At 49.1% G+C, this 21,267-nt stretch carries 12 protein-coding genes, 17 tRNA genes, 3 rRNA genes and 2 pseudogenes; 31 read left to right on the top strand and 3 right to left on the bottom strand.

Annotated features, from left to right (window positions below; genetic code table 11):
• The first annotated feature begins 32 nt into the window (after nucleotides 1–32).
• The gene (locus ACTWJ7_RS34075) at nucleotides 33–773 is read left to right on the top strand and encodes a class I SAM-dependent methyltransferase (protein WP_301880916.1); all 741 of its coding nucleotides are present in this window, start codon (nucleotides 33–35) and stop codon (nucleotides 771–773) included.
• Nucleotides 774–945: 172 nt separating this feature from the next.
• Here the strand turns inward: ACTWJ7_RS34075 and ACTWJ7_RS34070 are convergent, their stop codons facing one another.
• Nucleotides 946–1,590, bottom strand: coding sequence for a GntR family transcriptional regulator (locus ACTWJ7_RS34070; protein ID WP_079345067.1), 645 nt, complete (start codon nucleotides 1,588–1,590; stop codon nucleotides 946–948).
• Between the two features lie 199 nt (nucleotides 1,591–1,789).
• Here ACTWJ7_RS34070 and ACTWJ7_RS34065 point away from each other — a divergent pair, with 199 nt between their 5' ends.
• From ACTWJ7_RS34065 to ACTWJ7_RS33945, 25 genes and pseudogenes are all read left to right on the top strand, one after another.
• Entirely contained in the window at nucleotides 1,790–2,035 is a 246-nt protein-coding gene (locus ACTWJ7_RS34065; protein WP_079345065.1) for a hypothetical protein, read from the top strand.
• A gap of 109 nt (nucleotides 2,036–2,144) precedes the next feature.
• Nucleotides 2,145–3,337 (top strand): annotated as a pseudogene (locus tag ACTWJ7_RS34060) (ornithine--oxo-acid transaminase).
• 51 nt (nucleotides 3,338–3,388) lie between these two features.
• A complete protein-coding gene (gene rocF, locus ACTWJ7_RS34055; RefSeq protein ID WP_301880914.1) occupies nucleotides 3,389–4,357 on the top strand; it encodes an arginase in 969 nt (322 codons plus the stop codon).
• Between the two features lie 696 nt (nucleotides 4,358–5,053).
• Nucleotides 5,054–6,604, top strand: a 16S ribosomal RNA gene (locus tag ACTWJ7_RS34050).
• Nucleotides 6,605–6,958: 354 nt separating this feature from the next.
• Nucleotides 6,959–9,882: ribosomal RNA gene (locus ACTWJ7_RS34045) — 23S ribosomal RNA — on the top strand.
• Between the two features lie 139 nt (nucleotides 9,883–10,021).
• Nucleotides 10,022–10,138: ribosomal RNA gene (gene rrf / locus ACTWJ7_RS34040) — 5S ribosomal RNA — on the top strand.
• The 16S, 23S and 5S rRNA genes sit together here with 17 tRNA genes alongside, the layout of an rRNA operon.
• A 57-nt stretch (nucleotides 10,139–10,195) precedes the next feature.
• Nucleotides 10,196–10,272, top strand: a tRNA-Ile gene (locus ACTWJ7_RS34035).
• A gap of 24 nt (nucleotides 10,273–10,296) precedes the next feature.
• Nucleotides 10,297–10,372: transfer RNA gene (locus tag ACTWJ7_RS34030), tRNA-Ala, on the top strand.
• 1 nt (nucleotide 10,373) lies between these two features.
• Nucleotides 10,374–10,449, top strand: a tRNA-Asn gene (locus ACTWJ7_RS34025).
• Between the two features lie 4 nt (nucleotides 10,450–10,453).
• A tRNA-Ser gene (locus tag ACTWJ7_RS34020) sits at nucleotides 10,454–10,545 on the top strand.
• 19 nt (nucleotides 10,546–10,564) lie between these two features.
• Nucleotides 10,565–10,636 (top strand) — tRNA-Glu (locus tag ACTWJ7_RS34015).
• Nucleotides 10,637–10,642: 6 nt separating this feature from the next.
• Nucleotides 10,643–10,718, top strand: a tRNA-Val gene (locus ACTWJ7_RS34010).
• Nucleotides 10,719–10,738: 20 nt separating this feature from the next.
• Nucleotides 10,739–10,811: transfer RNA gene (locus tag ACTWJ7_RS34005), tRNA-Met, on the top strand.
• A gap of 27 nt (nucleotides 10,812–10,838) precedes the next feature.
• Nucleotides 10,839–10,916: transfer RNA gene (locus ACTWJ7_RS34000), tRNA-Asp, on the top strand.
• A 29-nt stretch (nucleotides 10,917–10,945) separates the two neighbouring features.
• Nucleotides 10,946–11,021 (top strand) — tRNA-Thr (locus ACTWJ7_RS33995).
• Between the two features lie 97 nt (nucleotides 11,022–11,118).
• Nucleotides 11,119–11,194: transfer RNA gene (locus ACTWJ7_RS33990), tRNA-His, on the top strand.
• A gap of 11 nt (nucleotides 11,195–11,205) precedes the next feature.
• A tRNA-Gln gene (locus ACTWJ7_RS33985) sits at nucleotides 11,206–11,280 on the top strand.
• A 9-nt stretch (nucleotides 11,281–11,289) separates the two neighbouring features.
• Nucleotides 11,290–11,365, top strand: a tRNA-Lys gene (locus tag ACTWJ7_RS33980).
• A gap of 9 nt (nucleotides 11,366–11,374) precedes the next feature.
• Nucleotides 11,375–11,461: transfer RNA gene (locus tag ACTWJ7_RS33975), tRNA-Leu, on the top strand.
• A gap of 8 nt (nucleotides 11,462–11,469) precedes the next feature.
• A tRNA-Gly gene (locus ACTWJ7_RS33970) sits at nucleotides 11,470–11,544 on the top strand.
• A gap of 6 nt (nucleotides 11,545–11,550) precedes the next feature.
• Nucleotides 11,551–11,627 (top strand) — tRNA-Arg (locus tag ACTWJ7_RS33965).
• A gap of 16 nt (nucleotides 11,628–11,643) precedes the next feature.
• A tRNA-Pro gene (locus ACTWJ7_RS33960) sits at nucleotides 11,644–11,717 on the top strand.
• 9 nt (nucleotides 11,718–11,726) lie between these two features.
• Nucleotides 11,727–11,797 (top strand) — tRNA-Gly (locus ACTWJ7_RS33955).
• 86 nt (nucleotides 11,798–11,883) lie between these two features.
• Nucleotides 11,884–12,522 carry a pentapeptide repeat-containing protein gene (locus ACTWJ7_RS33950; RefSeq protein ID WP_301882106.1) on the top strand — a complete coding sequence of 213 codons (639 nt, stop codon included), beginning with the start codon at nucleotides 11,884–11,886 and terminating at the stop codon, nucleotides 12,520–12,522.
• A gap of 87 nt (nucleotides 12,523–12,609) precedes the next feature.
• On the top strand, nucleotides 12,610–13,215 hold the full coding sequence (locus tag ACTWJ7_RS33945) for a short chain dehydrogenase (RefSeq protein WP_024632367.1): 606 nt from the start codon (nucleotides 12,610–12,612) through the stop codon (nucleotides 13,213–13,215).
• A 255-nt stretch (nucleotides 13,216–13,470) separates the two neighbouring features.
• On the opposite strand, the gene ACTWJ7_RS33940 is transcribed toward ACTWJ7_RS33945, so the two are convergent.
• Nucleotides 13,471–14,331: a CYTH domain-containing protein gene (locus ACTWJ7_RS33940; protein ID WP_301882103.1), complete on the bottom strand. Its 861-nt coding sequence runs from the start codon at nucleotides 14,329–14,331 to the stop codon at nucleotides 13,471–13,473.
• A 144-nt stretch (nucleotides 14,332–14,475) separates the two neighbouring features.
• Nucleotides 14,476–15,384, bottom strand: a complete 909-nt coding sequence (locus ACTWJ7_RS33935; protein WP_029881557.1) for a LysR family transcriptional regulator — start codon at nucleotides 15,382–15,384, stop codon at nucleotides 14,476–14,478.
• 170 nt (nucleotides 15,385–15,554) lie between these two features.
• On the opposite strand from ACTWJ7_RS33935, the gene ACTWJ7_RS33930 reads away from it, so the two are divergent.
• The 5 genes and pseudogenes from ACTWJ7_RS33930 (at nucleotide 15,555) to ACTWJ7_RS33910 (ending at nucleotide 21,259) form a co-directional block, all read left to right on the top strand.
• Complete coding sequence (locus ACTWJ7_RS33930) at nucleotides 15,555–16,514, top strand: ABC transporter ATP-binding protein (RefSeq protein ID WP_443146307.1); 960 nt, start codon at nucleotides 15,555–15,557, stop codon at nucleotides 16,512–16,514.
• A gap of 347 nt (nucleotides 16,515–16,861) precedes the next feature.
• A complete protein-coding gene (locus ACTWJ7_RS33925) occupies nucleotides 16,862–17,938 on the top strand; it encodes an ABC transporter substrate-binding protein (protein WP_301882100.1) in 1,077 nt (358 codons plus the stop codon).
• Nucleotides 17,939–18,091: 153 nt separating this feature from the next.
• Nucleotides 18,092–19,702: pseudogene (locus ACTWJ7_RS33920) on the top strand (ABC transporter permease).
• Nucleotides 19,692–20,627: an MBL fold metallo-hydrolase gene (locus tag ACTWJ7_RS33915; RefSeq protein ID WP_443146306.1), complete on the top strand. Its 936-nt coding sequence runs from the start codon at nucleotides 19,692–19,694 to the stop codon at nucleotides 20,625–20,627. The pseudogene ACTWJ7_RS33920 and the gene ACTWJ7_RS33915 overlap by 11 nt, the downstream one beginning before the upstream one ends.
• Entirely contained in the window at nucleotides 20,627–21,259 is a 633-nt protein-coding gene (locus tag ACTWJ7_RS33910; RefSeq protein ID WP_443146305.1) for a hypothetical protein, read from the top strand. Before ACTWJ7_RS33915 ends, ACTWJ7_RS33910 begins: the two co-directional genes overlap by 1 nt.
• Nucleotides 21,260–21,267: the final 8 nt, after the last annotated feature.

The raw sequence follows: 21,267 nt of genomic DNA, 5'->3' as shown, positions 1-21,267 counted from the left end.
TACACTGGAGGGAGTGAAAGGGAGGGGATGTCATGGATTATCATGATTTGCTGGCCCGGCTTGGAGAAGGGAGTGCCCATCCAGGAGGGTTTACAGCAACGATGCAGCTGTTGGATATGCTGTCTCTGCCTGCGCATAGCAAGGTGCTTGAGGTGGGATGTGGTACAGGGAGGACGGCTTGTTATTTGGCACGAAACGGTTATCGGGTAACAGCCGTTGATCTTAATCGGCAGATGTTGGAGAAAGCGGTGCGTCGCGCAAGGCGGGAGCGCTTGGATATTCGTTTTATTCAGGCGGATGTGAAATCATTGCCTTTTCCGGATCATTATTTTGATGTGGTATTTGTAGAATCGGTCACCATTTTCACTCAGTGGCGGAGTACCCTTGCGGAATATAAGAGAGTATTGAAACCAGGTGGTCTCTTTATTGACCGGGAGATGGTGTTATCCGGAAGGAAAACTGAGGTAATGAGTCGTAGGCTGAAACAATTTTATGGAATCAGGACATTGGCAACCATGACCACATGGAAGAAACGTCTCAGACAGAGTGGATTCACTGAAGTCTTGGTCAAGGAACAATCTCGTTCGATGGGAAAGTGGGGCGTGGATCATGATCCTCATCGGGAGATGGATATGAGCTTGTTTGAGGATGAGCATGTGCAGCGTATGGGTCGCACGAATGATCGTTTGCTTGCGAGATATGGCAAAAGGCTGGGTTATGCGGTTTTTGAAGCAAAGACACCAATGGATAACGGAAGTAAACAGAAAGGGTAGGATCGTCTGTTAGCGGAGAGAGTACTCCATGATGGATTAGCAAAGTTGGTTGGTGCCAAATCTGCATCTAAAAAAGCAACCCACTCCAAAGTGGATTGCTTTTTTTGTTCTCGGACTCTAAATTTATCCAATGAGTGTGGAGGTACGTTCACTCAAGACCTGGGTCAACCCATTACAACATATCGTTGTCGATAATGCGCCAGTGGTGCTTCAGCAGGGCTTCCAGTTGTGGTTTATCCTTGGCTCGAAAAGCGCTTAAGATTTGGCGATGTTCTTCATTTACTTCATTAAGCACACCAGATAACCTCGGCTTGTTGTCGCTAACATACGACTGACGAATAAAGCTGTTTTTTAAGGTGTTTAACATCTCGATGACAGTCGCGTTGCCGCAGCGCTGGATGTACAGGTTATGGAATTGATATTGATTCTTACTGTATGCAGCCAGATCAAGCTGGGTAATATCTTCATCCATTCGTGCAACAAGGGCTTCCATCTCCAGAAGCTCTGACGGTTTGAGGTGGTCTGCTGCAAGCGTAGCAGCAAGTGCCTCAAGCGCTCCAATGGCCTGGGAGAACTCGAGTTTTTTGCCAGCATCAAAAGGAGTAACGATAAATCCCCTGCGTGGGATATATTGCAGAAGATTGTCAGAAGCGAGCTGGAATAAGGCTTCCCGGGTAGGCGTGCGGCTTATGTCGAGCTTTTTGCAAATCTCCGCTTCATTAATCTTCTGATTGGGGAGCAATGTCCCATCCTGAATTTTCTGCGCAATGTAATCGTAAACGTGATCTTTCAAGGACCGGTATTTGGGTGCCTCCATACCGAATCCCCCTTCTTTATATAGTGATGATTGAATGTGTGAGGGTGTAAGCCCTGTAATGGTGCGCCGTTCGGGAGTTTCAAGTTTTTATCATCTTAACACCGAGGGGGGAGTTGGGCAAGCAAACTTAATGATCTAAAATAGTGTTATCTCCATGTTGCACAAATTACTTTTTATGGAAAACGAGACCTTTCGTAACATGCTTCCGGCTATAAGCAATGAATTCATTATTATCATTAAAGATTCCTCACTTGCTTCCATGATCGGAATTGCTGAGATTATCTATACAGCCAGAGCCGTTCAAGGGATTACCTTTCAACCGCTTGCCCCGCTCCTTGCTGCTGCTGCCCTCTATTTTTTAATCACATTTACATTGGGCCAACCTGCTTACCTGGGCTGGAACACAGGCTTTCAATATCCCGTTAACGAGAATAAGGACTATTAAATTAGGCAATAGCGGAAAAAGTAAGCAGGAGTCGTAAATGGTCGTGGCGAAGCATACATTGATATTGTATTTTGTATACAATATAATCAAAGAGAGGTGCTGGGAGTATATGTCAGATTCAAAAATGTTAATGGATTGGTCGGAACGTTACGCTGCACCTAATTATCATCCGCTCCCTATCGTCATTGAGCAGGCGGAGGGAGTATGGGTCGAAGACCCGGAAGGTCGCCGTTATATGGATATGTTAAGTGCATATTCGGCATTGAATCATGGGCACAGACATCCAGCAATCATTCAGGCCCTGAAGGATCAGGCGGATCGGGTAACATTAACATCACGGGCATTTCACAGCAGTGCGGCATCACTTTTTTATCAGAAGCTCTCGCAATTTACGGGTAAACCCAAAATTCTGGCCATGAACACGGGTGCTGAAGCGGTCGAAACAGCCGTGAAAGCAGTACGAAGATGGGCATATCGCTGCAAAGGTGTACCGGAAAACCAAGCTGAAATCATCGTGTGCTCAGGGAACTTTCATGGAAGAACACTGACCGTCACCTCTTTCTCATCTTCAGAAGAGTATAAAAAAGACTTTGGACCGTTTACACCCGGATTTAAGATCATTCCTTACGGCGACATTGAAGCGCTGAAGCTGGCGATCACACCATTCACGGCTGCTTTTCTTGTGGAACCCATTCAGGGGAAGCTGGCATTGTCATTCCGCCTGCAGGATATCTTGCTGAAGCCTTTACGTTATGCAAACACCATCAGGTGCTAACCGTGGCGGATGAGATTCAGACTGGATTCGGAAGAACCGGACGCCGTTTTGCCTCTGATCGGGAGGGGATTGAGCCGGATATCTGGATTATGGGGAAGGCACTGGGCGGGGGAGTAATGCCCATCTCAGCTATTGCTGCTAATGCAGAAATACTGGATTTATTTGAACCGGGTTCTCATGGCTCCACATTTGGGGGTAACCCACTCGCTTGTGCCGTGGCTGTCGCAGCGCTGGAAGTTCTGGAAGATGAGAAGCTTGCAGAGCGATCAGAGCTTCTTGGAAACTATTTTATGAAACAGCTTAAGGGAATTCGTAGTTCGGCTGTGCGTGAGATTCGAGGTAGAGGGTTGTTCATCGGTGTTGATCTGCATGTACCTGCACGTCCATATTGTGAGAAATTAATGTCTGTTGGACTGCTCTGTAAAGAAACCCATGAGACAACGATCCGCTTTGCGCCACCACTAACCATCACGGAGGCTGAGATCGACTGGGCACTGGAACGAATTGCTCAGGTGCTGGGTGACTGAATCAAACCTTTCTTTCATTACTTCATATAAGCGGCGAAGGAGCTGACCTACATGGGAAACAATGATATGGAATCTGCAGGAACGCTGAATGCTTCTAATGAAACAAGTCAATTACTTTTGCGTCATCATGACGTTGCCATCATAAAGGTTCCTTTTGGATTAGGTGGGGCACGAGGCGGTGCTGAGTTAGGTCCGGATGAACTAATTACAGCAGGATTGAAACGTGAAATTGCAAGCCTTGGGTTGAATGTATCAAAAGAGATCCGTGTAGATTGTCCCTCAGAGTCGGTTACTCCCATTGAACGCAACCGTGTGAAATATTTATCTGAGGTAATCCAGGTGAGCGAGAGAGTATGCGATGAAGTGTCTGGTGCGATAGCAGGAGGTGCTTTTCCACTTGTTCTGGGTGGGGATCACAGTGTGGCCATAGGTTCTCTCGCCGGGTTGTCAGCACATTATTCCAAACTGGGTGTGATCTGGTTTGATGCCCATGCAGATTTGAACACAGAAGAGCGTAGTTTATCTGGTAATATGCACGGGATGAGTGTAGCTGCGGCTTTGGGGCATTCTGCATTTAACTTGTCTCATATTCCGGGTGCGGGGCCGTTCGTTGATCCTTCCAATTTGGTCTATATTGGCTTGCGTGATCTGGATGTATATGAAAAGGAACAGATTCGGGCCCTTGGCATTAAAAGTTTTACGATGCACGATATTGACCGGATAGGGATACAACAGGTTGTTGAACAAGCGCTCGCTGTAGTCGGGGAAGGGACGGATGGTATTCATATTAGCTTTGATATGGATTGTCTTGATCCGCGTGAGGCTCCGGGTGTGGGTACTCCGGTACCAGGAGGGTTAAATTACCGTGAAGCACATTTTGCACTGGAACTGCTTGCTTCCATTAAACGAGTCACGTCCATGGATCTGGTGGAGGTTAACCCGCTGTTTGATCAGAACAGACATACGGCCCGCCTCGGAGTAGAGTTGATTGCTTCAATGCTGGGTAAACGGATCTTATAGGGACGATAGCTACTACGTGTGAGGATGGATTCATGCATATATAGAAGGTAAGGTTCAATCATATTCAAGTTGAGGATATATAAGAGCCAGGGTCAGTTTCGTCCAACCAATCTTCATCTGATTGAGGATAGGTATGGTGACTTCCCTGGCTATTGTTATTAGGTGCGCTTCTGATTTATTGAACAGATGAAGGTGTAGTTGGCTTTATAGAGTAATGTTTGGCTATTGGTTAGGTGCGACTTTCTATTCCCATGAGGAGCGTTGGGTATTTATACGATGAGCCTCTATATATAGAAGAAAGAGTTATGGGTTATCTATCGAAAATGAGATTCAAATCTTTTTTGAAATTAAAGCTTGCGTTCCGAATCTGTACATGGTATATTCTAATTCCGGCCAAGAAAACACAAGAAACACGGTGCGGCAAGCGAATGAAAAATAAGTTTCGAAAGAAACTTAAAAAAAGAGCTTGCAAAGTTGGTTCGGATGTGATAAGATATAAAAGTTGCTGAGTTGAACGAAACTTAGTAGCGAAACAAGTTTGATCTTTGAAAACTGAACAACGAGTGAGTAACGATCTTGCTTGCAAGATCGACGCTGAGAAATCGGTATATGTCTTCGGACCGTATGATTTCAAAGCACAAATGAGATTTTTAATCTCGTCAGTTTCAAAATGAGCATATCGCTCTTTTCAATACTTTATTGGAGAGTTTGATCCTGGCTCAGGACGAACGCTGGCGGCATGCCTAATACATGCAAGTCGAGCGGACTTGAAGAGAAGCTTGCTTCTCCGATGGTTAGCGGCGGACGGGTGAGTAACACGTAGGCAACCTGCCCTCAAGCTTGGGACAACTACCGGAAACGGTAGCTAATACCGAATAGTTGTTTTCTTCTCCTGAAGAAAACTGGAAAGACGGAGCAATCTGTCACTTGGGGATGGGCCTGCGGCGCATTAGCTAGTTGGTGGGGTAACGGCTCACCAAGGCGACGATGCGTAGCCGACCTGAGAGGGTGATCGGCCACACTGGGACTGAGACACGGCCCAGACTCCTACGGGAGGCAGCAGTAGGGAATCTTCCGCAATGGGCGAAAGCCTGACGGAGCAATGCCGCGTGAGTGATGAAGGTTTTCGGATCGTAAAGCTCTGTTGCCAGGGAAGAACGCTTGGGAGAGTAACTGCTCTCAAGGTGACGGTACCTGAGAAGAAAGCCCCGGCTAACTACGTGCCAGCAGCCGCGGTAATACGTAGGGGCAAGCGTTGTCCGGAATTATTGGGCGTAAAGCGCGCGCAGGCGGTCATTTAAGTCTGGTGTTTAATCCCGGGGCTCAACCCCGGATCGCACTGGAAACTGGGTGACTTGAGTGCAGAAGAGGAGAGTGGAATTCCACGTGTAGCGGTGAAATGCGTAGATATGTGGAGGAACACCAGTGGCGAAGGCGACTCTCTGGGCTGTAACTGACGCTGAGGCGCGAAAGCGTGGGGAGCAAACAGGATTAGATACCCTGGTAGTCCACGCCGTAAACGATGAGTGCTAGGTGTTAGGGGTTTCGATACCCTTGGTGCCGAAGTTAACACATTAAGCACTCCGCCTGGGGAGTACGGTCGCAAGACTGAAACTCAAAGGAATTGACGGGGACCCGCACAAGCAGTGGAGTATGTGGTTTAATTCGAAGCAACGCGAAGAACCTTACCAGGTCTTGACATCCCTCTGACCGGTACAGAGATGTACCTTTCCTTCGGGACAGAGGAGACAGGTGGTGCATGGTTGTCGTCAGCTCGTGTCGTGAGATGTTGGGTTAAGTCCCGCAACGAGCGCAACCCTTGATCTTAGTTGCCAGCACTTCGGGTGGGCACTCTAAGGTGACTGCCGGTGACAAACCGGAGGAAGGTGGGGATGACGTCAAATCATCATGCCCCTTATGACCTGGGCTACACACGTACTACAATGGCCGGTACAACGGGCAGTGAAACCGCGAGGTGGAACGAATCCTAAAAAGCCGGTCTCAGTTCGGATTGCAGGCTGCAACTCGCCTGCATGAAGTCGGAATTGCTAGTAATCGCGGATCAGCATGCCGCGGTGAATACGTTCCCGGGTCTTGTACACACCGCCCGTCACACCACGAGAGTTTATAACACCCGAAGTCGGTGGGGTAACCGCAAGGAGCCAGCCGCCGAAGGTGGGATAGATGATTGGGGTGAAGTCGTAACAAGGTAGCCGTATCGGAAGGTGCGGCTGGATCACCTCCTTTCTATGGAGAATCGTTTCCTGTAACGGAAACATTCAAATACGCAGCTTAGCTGCAAACTTACTCACTCGTTGCTCAGTTTTGAGAGTTCAAACTCTCAAACAGCTTGCTTTTGCATGGAGCTTGTTCTTTGAAAACTAGATATCGAAACGAAATTTTGCGATTTAGAACATTCCTTTTAGGGATGAATGCTTGTTCGGTTCAAGTATCCGATCAACAATCATCCTAGCTGAACTTGTGTATAACAAGTTTCAATAAATAGTGAAAACTGCATGAGCGAATGATCGAAATGGAGCGACTTTTGGCTTTGGACGTAGTCCAAAACAAGCGGAGCGACAGCTCGAACACGAGCGAGTTGGTTAAGCTACTAAGAGCACACGGAGGATGCCTAGGCGCTAGGAGCCGATGAAGGACGTGGCGAACAACGAAACTGCCTCGGGGAGCTGTAAGCAAGCTTTGATCCGGGGGTGTCCGAATGGGGAAACCCAGCTGGGGTAATTTCCAGTTACTCATAACTGAATACATAGGTTATGTAGAGGCATACCAAGGGAACTGAAACATCTAAGTACCTTGAGGAAGAGAAAACAATAGTGATTCCGTCAGTAGCGGCGAGCGAACGCGGAGAAGCCCAAACCAGAGAGCTTGCTCTCTGGGGTTGTGGGACGTCTCACATGGAGTTACAAAGGAACCGGTTAAGTGAAGAGGTCTGGAAAGGCCCGCCAAAGAAGGTAAAAGCCCTGTAGTTGAAAGTCTGTTCCCTCCGAGACGGATCCCGAGTAGTGCGGGGCACGTGAAACCCCGTATGAATCCGGCAGGACCATCTGCCAAGGCTAAATACTTCCTAGCGACCGATAGTGAAGCAGTACCGTGAGGGAAAGGTGAAAAGCACCCCGGAAGGGGAGTGAAATAGAACCTGAAACCGTGTGCTTACAAAAAGTCAGAGCCCGTTTTAGGGGTGATGGCGTGCCTTTTGTAGAATGAACCGGCGAGTTACGTTCCCGTGCAAGGTTAAGGTGAAGAGCCGGAGCCGCAGCGAAAGCGAGTCTGAATAGGGCGACTTAGTACGTGGACGTAGACCCGAAACCGGGTGATCTACCCCTGTCCAGGGTGAAGGTGCGGTAACACGCACTGGAGGCCCGAACCCACGCATGTTGAAAAATGCGGGGATGAGGTGGGGGTAGCGGAGAAATTCCAATCGAACTCGGAGATAGCTGGTTCTCCCGAAATAGCTTTAGGGCTAGCCTCGGAAAACAGAGTCGTGGAGGTAGAGCACTGATTGGGTGCGGGGCCCGCAAGGGTTACCAAGCTCAGTCAAACTCCGAATGCCATAGACTTACTTCCGGGAGTCAGACAGTGAGTGCTAAGATCCATTGTCAAAAGGGAAACAGCCCAGACCATCAGCTAAGGTCCCCAAGTGTGTGTTAAGTGGGAAAGGATGTGGAGTTGCACAGACAACCAGGATGTTGGCTTAGAAGCAGCCACCATTGAAAGAGTGCGTAATAGCTCACTGGTCGAGTGACTCTGCGCCGAAAATGTAACGGGGCTAAACACACCACCGAAGCTATGGCTTGATGCATTGCATCAGGGGTAGGGGAGCGTTGTATAAGGGTTGAAGGTGTACCGTAAGGAGCGCTGGACATTATACAAGTGAGAATGCCGGTATGAGTAACGAAAAGATCAGTGAGAATCTGATCCGCCGAAAGCCTAAGGGTTCCTGAGGAAGGCTCGTCCGCTCAGGGTAAGTCGGGACCTAAGGCGAGGCCGAAAGGCGTAGTCGAAGGACAACAGGTCGAAATTCCTGTACCACCGTAAGCCGTTATGAGCAATGGGGGGACGCAGCAGGGTAGTGACGCGGACTGATGGATGTCCGTCTAAGCAGTGAGGCTGATGTGTAGGCAAATCCGCACATCGTAAGGCTGGACTGTGATGGGGAGCGAAAATTATAGTAGCGAAGGTCATGATCTCACACTGCCAAGAAAAGCCTCTAGCCAGGTGATGGTGCCCGTACCGCAAACCGACACAGGTAGGCGAGAAGAGAATTCTAAGGCGCGCGGAAGAACTCTCGTTAAGGAACTCGGCAAAATGACCCCGTAACTTCGGGAGAAGGGGTGCCCCGGTAGTGTGAATAGCACGAGGGGCCGCAGTGAAAAGGCCCAAGCGACTGTTTAGCAAAAACACAGGTCTGTGCGAAGCCGTAAGGCGAAGTATACGGGCTGACGCCTGCCCGGTGCTGGAAGGTTAAGGGGAGCGGTTAGGAGCAATCCGAAGCTGTGAACCGAAGCCCCAGTAAACGGCGGCCGTAACTATAACGGTCCTAAGGTAGCGAAATTCCTTGTCAGGTAAATTCTGACCCGCACGAATGGCGTAACGACTTGGGCGCTGTCTCAACGAGAGATCCGGTGAAATTTTAATACCTGTGAAGATGCAGGTTACCCGCGACAAGACGGAAAGACCCCATGGAGCTTTACTGCAGCTTGATATTGAATTTGGGTACGATCTGTACAGGATAGGTGGGAGCCTTTGAAACGTGAGCGCCAGCTTGCGTGGAGGCACCGTTGGGATACCACCCTGATCGTATCTAGGTTCTAACCTGGTACCGTAATCCGGTGCGGGGACAGTGTCAGGTGGGCAGTTTGACTGGGGCGGTCGCCTCCTAAAGAGTAACGGAGGCGCCCAAAGGTTCCCTCAGAATGGTTGGAAATCATTCGAAGAGTGCAAAGGCATAAGGGAGCTTGACTGCGAGACCTACAAGTCGAGCAGGGACGAAAGTCGGGCTTAGTGATCCGGTGGTACCGCATGGAAGGGCCATCGCTCAACGGATAAAAGCTACCCTGGGGATAACAGGCTTATCTCCCCCAAGAGTCCACATCGACGGGGAGGTTTGGCACCTCGATGTCGGCTCATCGCATCCTGGGGCTGAAGTAGGTCCCAAGGGTTGGGCTGTTCGCCCATTAAAGCGGTACGCGAGCTGGGTTCAGAACGTCGTGAGACAGTTCGGTCCCTATCTGTCGTGGGCGTAGGAAATTTGAGAGGAGCTGTCCTTAGTACGAGAGGACCGGGATGGACGTACCGCTGGTGTACCAGTTGTTCCGCCAGGAGCACCGCTGGGTAGCTATGTACGGAAGGGATAAGCGCTGAAAGCATCTAAGCGTGAAGCCCCCCTCAAGATGAGATTTCCCAGTATGTAAGACCCCTTGAAGACGACGAGGTAGATAGGCTGGGGGTGGAAGTGCAGTAATGCATGGAGCTGACCAGTACTAATCGGTCGAGGGCTTATCCAAGATATGCAGGTTGTACATCGCGAATTTCGTTTCGGATCTAGTTTTCAGAGAATGATCTCTGAATAACCGCTGAACCATTCATCCACACAGCCGTGTTGGACCGAATGGAACGCAAACGCATTTGTTACACAAATGCTCGTTTGGTGGCGATGGCGGAGGGGTTCCACACGTACCCATCCCGAACACGACCGTTAAGCCCTCTAGCGCCGATGGTACTTGGACCGCAGGGTCCTGGGAGAGTAGGACGCCGCCAAGCGAATTCCCTTTGGGGTATTTTTTTTGCCCCCCTCGTAAGGAAAAGGGAAATATATTGGGGCCCTTAGCTCAGTTGGTTAGAGCGCACCTCTGATAAGGGTGAGGCCGGTGGTTCGAGTCCACCAGGGCCCACCATATAAGTTTTAAACCACAGTGTATGGGGCCATAGCTCAGCTGGGAGAGCGCCTGCCTTGCAAGCAGGAGGTCAGCGGTTCGATCCCGCTTGGCTCCACCATTCCCTGATAGCTCAGTTGGTAGAGCACTCGACTGTTAATCGAGTTGTCACAGGTTCGAGCCCTGTTCGGGGAGCCATTCAGGAGAGGTGTCCGAGTTGGTCGAAGGAGCACGATTGGAAATCGTGTAGGCGCCAAAAGCGTCTCGAGGGTTCGAATCCCTCTCTCTCCGCCAGATAAATTTTTGTTAGTGTGGCCCGTTGGTCAAGGGGTTAAGACACCTCCCTTTCACGGAGGTAACAGGGGTTCGAATCCCCTACGGGTCATAATATGGAGGCTTAGCTCAGCTGGGAGAGCATCTGCCTTACAAGCAGAGGGTCGGGGGTTCGATCCCCTCAGCCTCCACCATATAGTTTTCTGAATAACGACGCGGGGTGGAGCAGCCCGGTAGCTCGTCGGGCTCATAACCCGAAGGCCGCAGGTTCAAATCCTGCCCCGCAATTATACTTTCTTTTAAGAAAGTGATCTGGAACCGTGGTGTAGTTGGCCTAACATGCCTGCCTGTCACGCAGGAGATCGCGGGTTCGAATCCCGTCGGTTCCGCCATTTTTACTCAAGTATTACATTTACACCGTGCCGGTGTAGCTCAACTGGTAGAGCAACTGACTTGTAATCAGTAGGTTGGGGGTTCAAGTCCTCTCGCCGGCACCATTTATTGCATTTACCTCTGAATTTATAATAGAATGTATATTATAGGTACAGATGGGAATACTGAGATACTCTCAGCGAATGTAAGGGATAGCTTATGGCGATCGTGGCGAAGTGGTTAACGCACCGGTTTGTGGATCCGGCATTCGGGGGTTCAATTCCCCTCGATCGCCCCATGTTTTCTTAATGGGGATTAGCCAAGCGGTAAGGCAACGGACTTTGACTCCGTCATGCATAGGTTCAAATCCTATATCCCCAGCCATTTTAGTTTGAGTCATTAGCTCAGCTGGTAGAGCACCTGACTTTTAATCAGGGTGTCGAAGGTTCGAGCCCTTCATGACTCACCATTATATTTTGCGGTCGTGGCGGAATTGGCAGACGCGCACGGTTCAGGTCCGTGTGGGCTAACCCCCGTGGAGGTTCGAGTCCTCTCGACCGCACCATATATTTTGCGGACGTGGCTCAGCGGTAGAGCATCGCCTTGCCAAGGCGAGGGTCGCGGGTTCGATTCCCGTCGTCCGCTCCAATATTTGCGCCCTTAGCTCAGCTGGATAGAGCGTTTGACTACGAATCAAAAGGCCGGGAGTTCGAATCTCTCAGGGCGCGCCATTATTTTCATAAGTATCGGGATGTAGCTCAGCTTGGTAGAGCACCTGGTTTGGGACCAGGGGGTCGCATGTTCAAATCGTGTCATCCCGATTTTTATATGCGGGTGTAGTTCAATGGTAGAACTTTAGCCTTCCAAGCTAATAGCGTGGGTTCGATTCCCATCACCCGCTTCATGGTAACATCAAAGAGAGCTCTTGCTTACTGCAAGGGCTCTTTTTGATATAGTAATTTATATAAGAAAATAGTAGGAGGACTTATGAAAACTAAAATGGAAACGCCAAAGATTCCTCTGGAGCTTGAAGACTTATCGTTGGCTTTAGAAGCATGGGAGAGTAAAGAAGAAATCAAGCATGGGCGATTCAGTAATATGGCTATTGAGAATCAGAGCGCCAGCAGGGTATCATTCGATAAAGTGGTTTTTGAGAACGTGATCTTTAGTGAGTCCTCATTACTGGAAGTCGAGCTTACCGATGTGATTTTTGATAAATGTGATTTGTCCAATATGGACTTAAACGGCTCTTTCCTCCACCGGACGGAATTTAGAAACTGTAAGTTGCTTGGTACCAATTTTGCAAATAGCAGGCTCCAGAATGTAAGCTTTCAGGGTTGTGTCGCTGACCTTTCTTTATTCCGTTTCTCCAAGTTTAAACAGGTGAAGTACACCAAATGCTCTCTGGTGAGTGGCGATTTCTTTCAAGCTGCACCTCAAAAACTGGAGTTCTCTGAATGCAATATAGACCAAGCTCTTTTGTCAGGTGTAAAGCTTAAGGGAGTGGACCTTAGTGATTGTAGCTTTGAAAGGTTACATGTAGATATTGAGGATCTGGACGGATGCATCATCTCAGATGTTCAGGCAGCCTCCTTTGTTGGATTATTAGGCTTAATTGTGAAGTGAGTTTGATTATGTGAATGAACTTTGTTTAAATGAAGAGATCAATGAATGTACAATTTCATGCTTTTACTGATGTAAAGGAGGCGTAGTATGAAAAGGGCTCTGGTTATTGGAGGAAATGGCACATTAGGCAAGGCGGTTGTTGCGAAGCTTCAGGAATATTCCGTTGAGGTAATTACAGCAGGCAGGCAATCCGGCGATTACCAGGTGGATATGACCTCGACAGAAAGTATTACAGCCCTCTTTGAAACGGTGACTAATATTGATTACGTCATTGTTGCAGCAGGCCAGACTCATTATGCGAAGTTGGAAGAACTGACCCCGGAGAACAACATGATTAGTGTGCAGGGCAAATTACTCGGTCAGGTGAATATCGTCTTGATTGGACAGCACTACATCAACGATAAGGGAAGCTTTACGCTGGTCAGTGGCATTATACAGGACCATCCCATTTTGAAAGGTGCATCCAGTGCTATGGTCAATGGTGCAATTGATTCGTTTGCCAAAGCAGCAGCGTATGAGCTTCCTCGAGGTATACGTTTAAATTCCGTTAGTCCTAACCTTTTTGTTGAATCCGCAGAGAAATATAAGGGTGTGTTTATCGGATTTAATCCGGTGCCTGTGGAGCGGGTCGCCAATACGTTTATCCAGAGTGCACTTGGGATCGAAACCGCCCAAACCTTTAAAATATACTAACTGTAAAGATAATAAATACAAAGGAGATCAGCAGAATGTTCCTACTGATCTCCTTTTGTTTTGGATGAAATGGGATTTAGCTCTAATGGGCAGATAAACCAAGCATATTTTTGTATGTTTAAGCGATACGGTAAGAGAAGGGTAACGGCCATGTCTGTTTCTCTTCATTAAGAACGTAGCCATGCCCATTTTCCCCGTTGCCCTTTAAGCCGCTAGAGGCAGTTACGTAGACAAGGTATAGACAACAACTACCAATTAGTATCTTTCCAGGATCAGCTGAGTTTTCAGACCATCGGCAGGAATGAGCCAGTTTTTGTTCTGAAGCACTTGCATCAGTTGGGAACGCAGTCCGGAAACAGCTGAAGTATCTGTTGTTTTAAACGAAATCTCGACAATATTCTCTACTCCTGTACCTGCTGCATTACGAATAGGCCATACTTCAAGGGTAAGTTCTTGTCCATTCCATGTGCCTTCATAACGTTGGAACGTTACTGGGCCGTAGGCACGGGATTGTGAGAGTTGTTGTTTACCCCAGTTGGAGGAGGACCAATTTTTTAATTTGCCAGGCAGCTTGTCCAATAACATGGTCAATGCTTCTTGCTGTGATGGAAGTTGTACGCCTGTAGCTTTGGTATCCACCTTTTTGGTGTTGGAGAAGCTCAATGTTTGTTTGCCATATCCCCAGTCAATTTCGGCCTCATAATTATCGTCTGACGCATCAAATCCCTCTTGGTTAGCCAGAGTCAAAGCCGCATTAACATCACCATTGATAACAGGATAGCGCTTTTTATAAGTCAGTTCATAATTGTTCTTGTCATCTTTCTTCCGAAAACGGACGTTCCATCCCTGTTGATCAAGATTCAACGCGTTGGTGTCGAAATACTCTGCGCTAATGTTTTTTGCTGTGGAACTTAAGCCAAGCGTCTGAATGACTTCACTGCGTGGTGTCCCATCTGTGTTCAATACCAGCTCCGGCTTAGCCAGGAACTTCACTTCATAGGCAGGAACAGCATTAGCTGCTGCTGAAGCCTGTGGTGCTTCCAGAAACGTCAGTCCACTTCCCAATGTCACGATACTCAACATGAATGAGGCGGTTACCTTTTTCCATTTTTTCAAAACCAATCACTCCCTAGGCTGGATTAACGTACAGACCCACTTTATCGTCCGAGTATATGAAAGCGATTAAATGGAGGGACTCGTTGCGTTAACCCTGCATAGATTTGATGAATGCCAAGCGATAGTTTATATGGGATAGCAGGATTATGAATTGAAAAGAGAGAAGCTATGGCTCTTGTCCCGCAACACTTCTTTGAAGCGGTTAACTTGAACTGAAGGATGACGATCCTTGTTGTGAACGGTGTAAATGTGCCGTGGAGCCTGCTCTCCCGGAATGGGTAGCACCTTGATGAGCCCATGCTGTTCTTCCCACTGTACAGCCATTCGTGACATGAACGAGATATGACCGCCGAGTAAAACCAGCTGCTTGATTGCTTCCAGAGAATCCATCTCCACAGTGCTCCGCAGACGAATATCATGTTGCTCCAGCCATTGGTTGGTTAAACGGCGAGTGCTGGATTCATTCCCATGGAGCGCAAAAGGAACCTGTGCCATATGCTCGGGTTTCAGTACATCCCTCTGGGCCAAGACATGCTGTGGTGAGCAGATTAATACCAGATCGTCTTCACACAGCGTTTCTGCTTGCAATACCGGACCCACAAATGGTTCGGAAGAAATCACACCTAGATCAATCTGGTGGCGGATCAACATTTCGCGGATAACGGGTGAAGGCTTGACCGATAACATAATTCGAATACCGGGGAATTCCTGAGAAAATGTGTTCAAAATAGGTGGCAGCAGATATGTTGCAGGTACATAGCTCGCTCCAATGTGCAGGGTGCCCCGATACAGGCTGTCATATTCCTGTACCACTCTGCGTGCTTCCTGGGTCAGGGCATTGATTTTGACGGAATAATGTAAAAGGGCTTGTCCAGCCTCGGTCAGAAACGTCTTTCCACTACGCGATTCGAATAATCGTACCCCCATCTCTTCCTCCAGAGACTTCATATGAAAGGTAACAGTAGGCTGCTTGATGCCGAGAACCTCGGCCACACTGGTCATATGATGATGCTTATCAATGAGTTCAACAATTTGCAGTTTAATCAGGTTCAACGAACTCAACACTCCTCTCAGGTAACTTTGAATCACCTTATATAGATTTAATCTATGAACATCAACAGAATTCATCTAAAAAGTTAATTCCAATTTTACATTTCTAACATACAACTCGCGAAAGCGGACGTTAGACTGAGAACAGTACAAGAAGACAGGCAGGGATGCTTATGAAAATGGAAATTACGGGAATTCAAAAATCATTCAATCGCACTCCCGCACTGCTGCCCACGGATTTAACGCTTCAGCATGGACAGTTTACGACGCTGCTCGGCCCATCCGGCTGCGGCAAAACGACACTGCTGCGCATGCTGGCCGGGCTGGAGCAGCCGGATGCGGGAGAAATCGTCGCGGATGGCAAGAGTTTCTACTCAGCGACGAAGCGGATAGATGTACCGACACATAAGCGTAATCTGGGCATGGTGTTTCAGGATTTTGCATTATGGCCGCATATGACGGTGTACGAAAATGTGGCGTTCGGCCTGAAGGCCGGAAAGCAAAAATCGGATCTGCGTCAGAAGGTGACCGAAGCACTTGGCATGGTTCGCCTGCAAGGCATGGAGGATCGCTATCCTCATCAGCTGTCGGGAGGACAGCAGCAGCGGGTTGCTTTTGCCAGAGCGGTAGCGGTGAGACCGGGGATTATCCTGTTCGATGAGCCGCTAAGTGCACTGGATGCCGTGCTGCGGGAAGAGATGCGGATTGAGATGATGTCATTGGTGCGGGATATGGGACTGACAGCGCTGTATGTCACCCATGATCAGGTTGAGGCGATGTCGATGTCGGATGAGATTGTGGTGATGGAGAAGGGGCGGATATTGCAAAAAGGAACCCCGGAAACGATCTACGGATCGCCAAGTGATCCCTTTGTTGCTTCGTTTATCGGAAAGTCCAACTGGCTTACGCCCAATCAGTCCATGGTGAGACCGGAACATGTCTCCTGGAACAAAACAGGTCATGATGATCTGTGTTATCAGGCCGTGGTGCTCAGCGTCAGTTATGTAGGAGAACGTTATGAAATTCGGGTGCAGATGGAAGGGCTGGGGGTATGGACAGCCTATCTGGATCAAAGAGTGCGTGTAGGGAGAAGATTCAGCTCTATGTATCCCCGGAGCGGATCTGCCGAATGAATGGGGAAGACACTCCTAAAGTGAAGCCGAGAGAGTTCATCGCAGCAGCCAACTGATCATGATGAGTATAAAGGTCACGGATCAGGAAATGGGCCATGAAGAGGATCAAATCATTAAGTAATGAAACAGATTACCAAGGAAGTGTAACTTTTAGAAAGTGAATTATGAAGGAAACGTACCTTCCTGAGATCATATCACCGTTCAGTCTCATAAAGAGAGGCATGTGTTGGTGTCGATAGCAAACAAACATAACCACCATAGCAACCATAGTGTAAACAGCGTAGACAGCGTGATTTTGCAGAAACTTGAATAAAAATATAATCAGAAACCAAGGGAGATGGAATGAAATGTTGGGTATGAAAACACGGAAAAGAAGCGCGATGCTGTTATTATCAGCGGTAATGAGTATCAGTTTGTTCGGATGCAGCACAGGTAATTCAACCACCGGGAATGCGGGGCAAGCTGCAGGGGAAGGCAGTGCGGCTACTGCATCGGCGGAAACAACAAAACCAGCCGGCGGCAAGCTGGTTTTGTACAGTGCAGGACCACAGAAGCTGGCGGATAACATCATCAGCGGATTTACAGCCAAGACGGGCATTGAAGTGGAGATGTTCCAGGGTACAACAGGTAAAATTCTGGCTCGCATGGAAGCTGAGAAATCCAATCCGGTAGCGGACGTCGTTATCCTGGCCTCCCTGCCTTCGGCACAAGCACTGAAAGCGGATGGTCTGACACTCCCGTATGCAGATGCCGAGAATGCAGACAAGCTGAACAAAGATTGGTCGGATGCTGAAGGTAACTATTTTAGCTCCAGTGCTTCTGCACTCGGAATTGTCTACAACACCAAGCTGGTGTCCACGCCACCAACCAGTTGGGCTGAACTTGCAACACCTGCCTGGAAGGACCTAGTCAACATCCCGGATCCTACGCTGTCTGGTTCGGCGCTTGATTTCATTACAGGATACCTGAGTGCGAACGGAGATAAGGGCTGGGACTTGCTGGAAAGCTACAAAGCAAATGGTGTAGCGATGGCAGGAGCGAATCAGGAAGCGCTTGATCCGGTTATTACCGGAGCGAAAAGCATCGTAGCAGCTGGCGTGGATTACATGGCGTATTCCTCCAAAGCCAAAGGTGAACCACTGGACATCGTATATCCAGAGGAAGGGACTGTAATCAGTCCGAGACCAGCAGCGATCCTGAAATCAAGTAAGAATGTAGAGAATGCCAAGGCGTTTATCGACTACCTGTTGTCCGATGAAGCACAAAAGCTCGTTGCAGATGCTTATCTGATTCCTGGACGTGAAGACATCGAGGCGACTAACCGGGCGAATCTGAAAGACATCCCACAGCTTAAAGTGGATTGGAACTGGATGAGTGAACACGGAGATGAGACAGCGGCACGTTTCTCCGAGACTTTTAAATAAGCAGATTAGAATGACGAGCAAATTGAGCAACTAGAGTGAAGAGACGATTGTCTTGTGGAAGTCATGTGAGGTGAAATCGTAGTGAAACCTGTTGTAGTAGACAACAACCGTATTTTTCGGAGAGTGGGCGTGATTCTGGCCCTCTTTCTGCTAATGATAAGCATTGGTGTACCGCTCTTGCTGATTTTCTGGCAAAGTGTGTATCCGGACGGGCAATGGGATTGGATGGCTCCGATTCGGACCATTACCGGACAGCATTTATCCGGGGTGCTGCTGAATTCCGTCTGGCTGGGGATCTGCGTAGTAGCTGTAACAACGCTGCTGGCATTGCCACTGGCCTGGATGATGGCGAAGACCCGCATGGGACAGCATCGCTGGGTGGACGTAATCCTCATGATTCCGTTCATGACTCCGCCATATATCGGCTCTATGGGCTGGATTCTGTTTATGCAAAAGGGGGATACCTGCAGCAATGGGTGCCCTCCGCTGCAAGCTGGAGTGAGCTGTTCTTCAGCTTCTGGGGCATGGTGCTCATTATGAGTCTGCACCTGTTCCCCTTCCTGTACTTGTTGCTTCGGGATGCAATCATTCGTATTGGAGGCAATCTGGAAGAAGCGGGAGCGGTGCACGGGGGACGTGCGGGATACCGATTCAGACGCATTATTTTACCACTGCTGTTGTCTTCCTATGGCATGGGGATCATGCTCGTCTTTGTTAAAACGATTGCAGAATTCGGAACGCCAGCAACCTTTGGACGCAAGATTGGCTACTATGTCATGACCTCTGAAATCCACAAGTATATCTCCAGTTGGCCGATTGATTTTGGCAAGGCGACTTCGCTCGCTTCCGTGCTGCTGTCGGTCTGTCTGGTGATGTGGTACATGCAGTCTGCCATGAGTCGCAAGTTCACATACCGTCTGGTAGGGGCAAAGGGCAGCGTTCCAAACGGTACTCCCTACGAGGCGGAGCGGGCTGGTTGTGCGGGTTGTATCTCGCGTTGCTGCTAATTCTGTCAGTGGGCATTCCGTATTTCTCGATCATTGCGGCGTCGACGATGAAGCTGCGTGGGCGGGATTATCCTTCGATAATCTGACGCTGGATCATTACCGGGAATTACTGTCCTGGGGATCGGTCAGTATGAAAGCAATCGGGAACAGTCTGGGACTGTCACTGGCAGCTTCGACGGTTGCGGTTATTATCGGTACAGGTTTTGCACTGACGATTGGTAAGTCATCTTCCTTTATGCAGCGTGTCATTGATCTGTTCAGTCTGCTGCCGAATACGGTACCAGGCATTGTCATGGTGGTGGGTCTGATCCTCTTCTGGAATTCACCATGGATGCCGTTCATGTTGTACAACTCGTACGGAATGGTTGTTCTGACGTATGTGGTGCTCTTCTTGCCGTACACGGTGCAGTATGTCAAATCAAGCTTCACCCAGATTGACGGAACGTTATTCCAAGCGGGTCAGGTCTTTGGCGGAAAGCCGCTGTATATTCTGCGGCGCATTCTTCTACCACTGATCATTCCTGGCATGCTGGCCGGGTGGATGATGACATTCACGATTGCCACTCGGGAACTGGTAGGGTCGCTGTTGATTTTACCTCCATCGATGCAGACCTCGGCTACGTATATTTTTGCACAGTTTGAACAAGGTCAGGTCTCATTGGGGATGGCGATGGCCGTGGTTACTGTCGGCATGACGGTACTGATGCTGCTTGGTATTGAAGTTCTGAATTCGAAGAGAAAGTGGAATGCATCATGATCAAACTGAAGGTATGGGGCGGTGCTGGGGAACATGGACGTTCCGCCTATCTGCTGAGTGGGAGCCGGGTTCAGCTTTTACTGGATTGTGGCGTGAAAAAGAAGGAGCTGGCGAGTACCCGCTGATCGAACCGGAAATTGTCAAGAAGCTGGATGTAGTGCTGTTGTCTCACGCCCATGAGGATCATTCTGTCGCTATTCCCTTGCTCTATAGGCTGGGATATCAGGGCGAAGTATGGACGACGCGGGAAACCAGGGAGCAGCTGGACACCTATTTCAGAGCTTGGCGCAGGAATATGGAGCGAGCAGGGCATGCCCTGCCTTACGAAGAAGGCGATGAACAATTGATTCGGTATCGGTTTCTGGAGGATGAAGCCGAGGGTGGAACCTGGTTTGAACTTTTCCCTGGCGTCTCGGCGGTCTGGGGGCGCAGTGGACACCTTGCCGGATCGGTATGGTTCGGGCTGGAAATGGAAGATAAGCGGATATTTTATTCCGGCGACTACACGTCGGAGTCCATGCTTTTGCAGGAGGATTGTCCAGCCGATGCGTTCTGGCAGGCAAGGTTACCACGTAACAAGCGGGGTCTTGATGCTCCAGTTGATACACGTTGGAAGCTGGGTACACTAACCGCCGTGAATGGTGGGCATGTTGTGGCAGGAAAGCCATCCGCATCGCATACCTTGGCCTCTGCTTCATCCGAAGGGGTGTTGCGATCATCGGTATCAGCAGGAAGGTTTGTAGAGCAACGGCTTGGCAATTCCACATCGAAGGAAGCAGAAGTGACCAAAGCAACTCCAATCAGCCTGCTGGATTTGGCGATTGTGGATGCCGCATACGGTACAGATCGCGATACACAGGGCAACAAGCTGGAGCAACTGGAGCATGTCATCCGTGAGGCGATTGCCCGGGTGGAAAGGTGCTGATGCCTATGCCTTCGGTGGGTCGTGGTCAGGAAATCATGCTGTGGGCACAGCAGCAGTTCTTGGACGTTCCGATTGTAGTGGAACAAGGCTTGGTGGATGGACTAAAGCAGCTTTTACGTGCTCCATACTGGTTAAAGGAAGAGGAAGAACACATACCGGGTTCTGTGAAGGATGCGATTGGGCGTTTTCTGAGTGGTCAAGGTTGGGAGCTGCCTGTGACAAAGGAAGAACGAGAGCGGCTACTGAATCACCATGCTGCTTCTTTGTGGTTCATTCCAGACGGGATGATGCAGTCCTCTCTTGCTCGCTGGTACTATAGCCAGTTTGCCGACGGTGGAAATAATCTGGTGCTGCTCACCGGACATGTCTCTGCTGGCACATACGCTCACAGGCTTTTTCATAATCCTGCAAAGTATGGCGCGTGCGAAGTACGTAAAATACGTTATAAAGTACACCAGGGCTGGAAGGATGTTGAGACGATGCTGCACCAGGTTCCTGCAAGGCATACGGTGCTTGTGCATGCGGATCGGGCAGAGACGGATAAACTGAGAGAAGGCTTACTCAGCGAAAAATGGGTCTCGGGGAAGGAAATACTGCATTCGCTATCTCCCGGAGATGAGCTGTATCTGTAGATAGGAAT

Source organism: Paenibacillus sp. 1A_MP2, from assembly GCF_052244825.1.
In the GTDB taxonomy this organism is placed as follows: domain Bacteria; phylum Bacillota; class Bacilli; order Paenibacillales; family Paenibacillaceae; genus Paenibacillus; species Paenibacillus vandeheii.
The sequence above is the reverse complement of the archived record's forward strand: the minus strand, read 5'-3'. Positions and strand labels throughout refer to the sequence as shown.

Bases quoted from the DNA above. Each gene is read 5' to 3' on its own strand.
- ACTWJ7_RS34075 (WP_301880916.1), top strand. From the start codon at position 33: ATGGATTATCATGATTTGCTGGCCCGGCTTGGAGAAGGGAGTGCCCAT.
- ACTWJ7_RS34070 (WP_079345067.1), bottom strand. From the start codon at position 1,590: ATGGAGGCACCCAAATACCGGTCCTTGAAAGATCACGTTTACGATTAC.
- ACTWJ7_RS34065 (WP_079345065.1), top strand. From the start codon at position 1,790: ATGCTTCCGGCTATAAGCAATGAATTCATTATTATCATTAAAGATTCC.
- rocF (WP_301880914.1), top strand. From the start codon at position 3,389: ATGGGAAACAATGATATGGAATCTGCAGGAACGCTGAATGCTTCTAAT.
- ACTWJ7_RS33950 (WP_301882106.1), top strand. From the start codon at position 11,884: ATGAAAACTAAAATGGAAACGCCAAAGATTCCTCTGGAGCTTGAAGAC.
- ACTWJ7_RS33945 (WP_024632367.1), top strand. From the start codon at position 12,610: ATGAAAAGGGCTCTGGTTATTGGAGGAAATGGCACATTAGGCAAGGCG.
- ACTWJ7_RS33930 (WP_443146307.1), top strand. From the start codon at position 15,555: ATGAAAATGGAAATTACGGGAATTCAAAAATCATTCAATCGCACTCCC.
- ACTWJ7_RS33925 (WP_301882100.1), top strand. From the start codon at position 16,862: ATGTTGGGTATGAAAACACGGAAAAGAAGCGCGATGCTGTTATTATCA.
- ACTWJ7_RS33915 (WP_443146306.1), top strand. From the start codon at position 19,692: ATGCATCATGATCAAACTGAAGGTATGGGGCGGTGCTGGGGAACATGG.
- ACTWJ7_RS33910 (WP_443146305.1), top strand. From the start codon at position 20,627: ATGCCTATGCCTTCGGTGGGTCGTGGTCAGGAAATCATGCTGTGGGCA.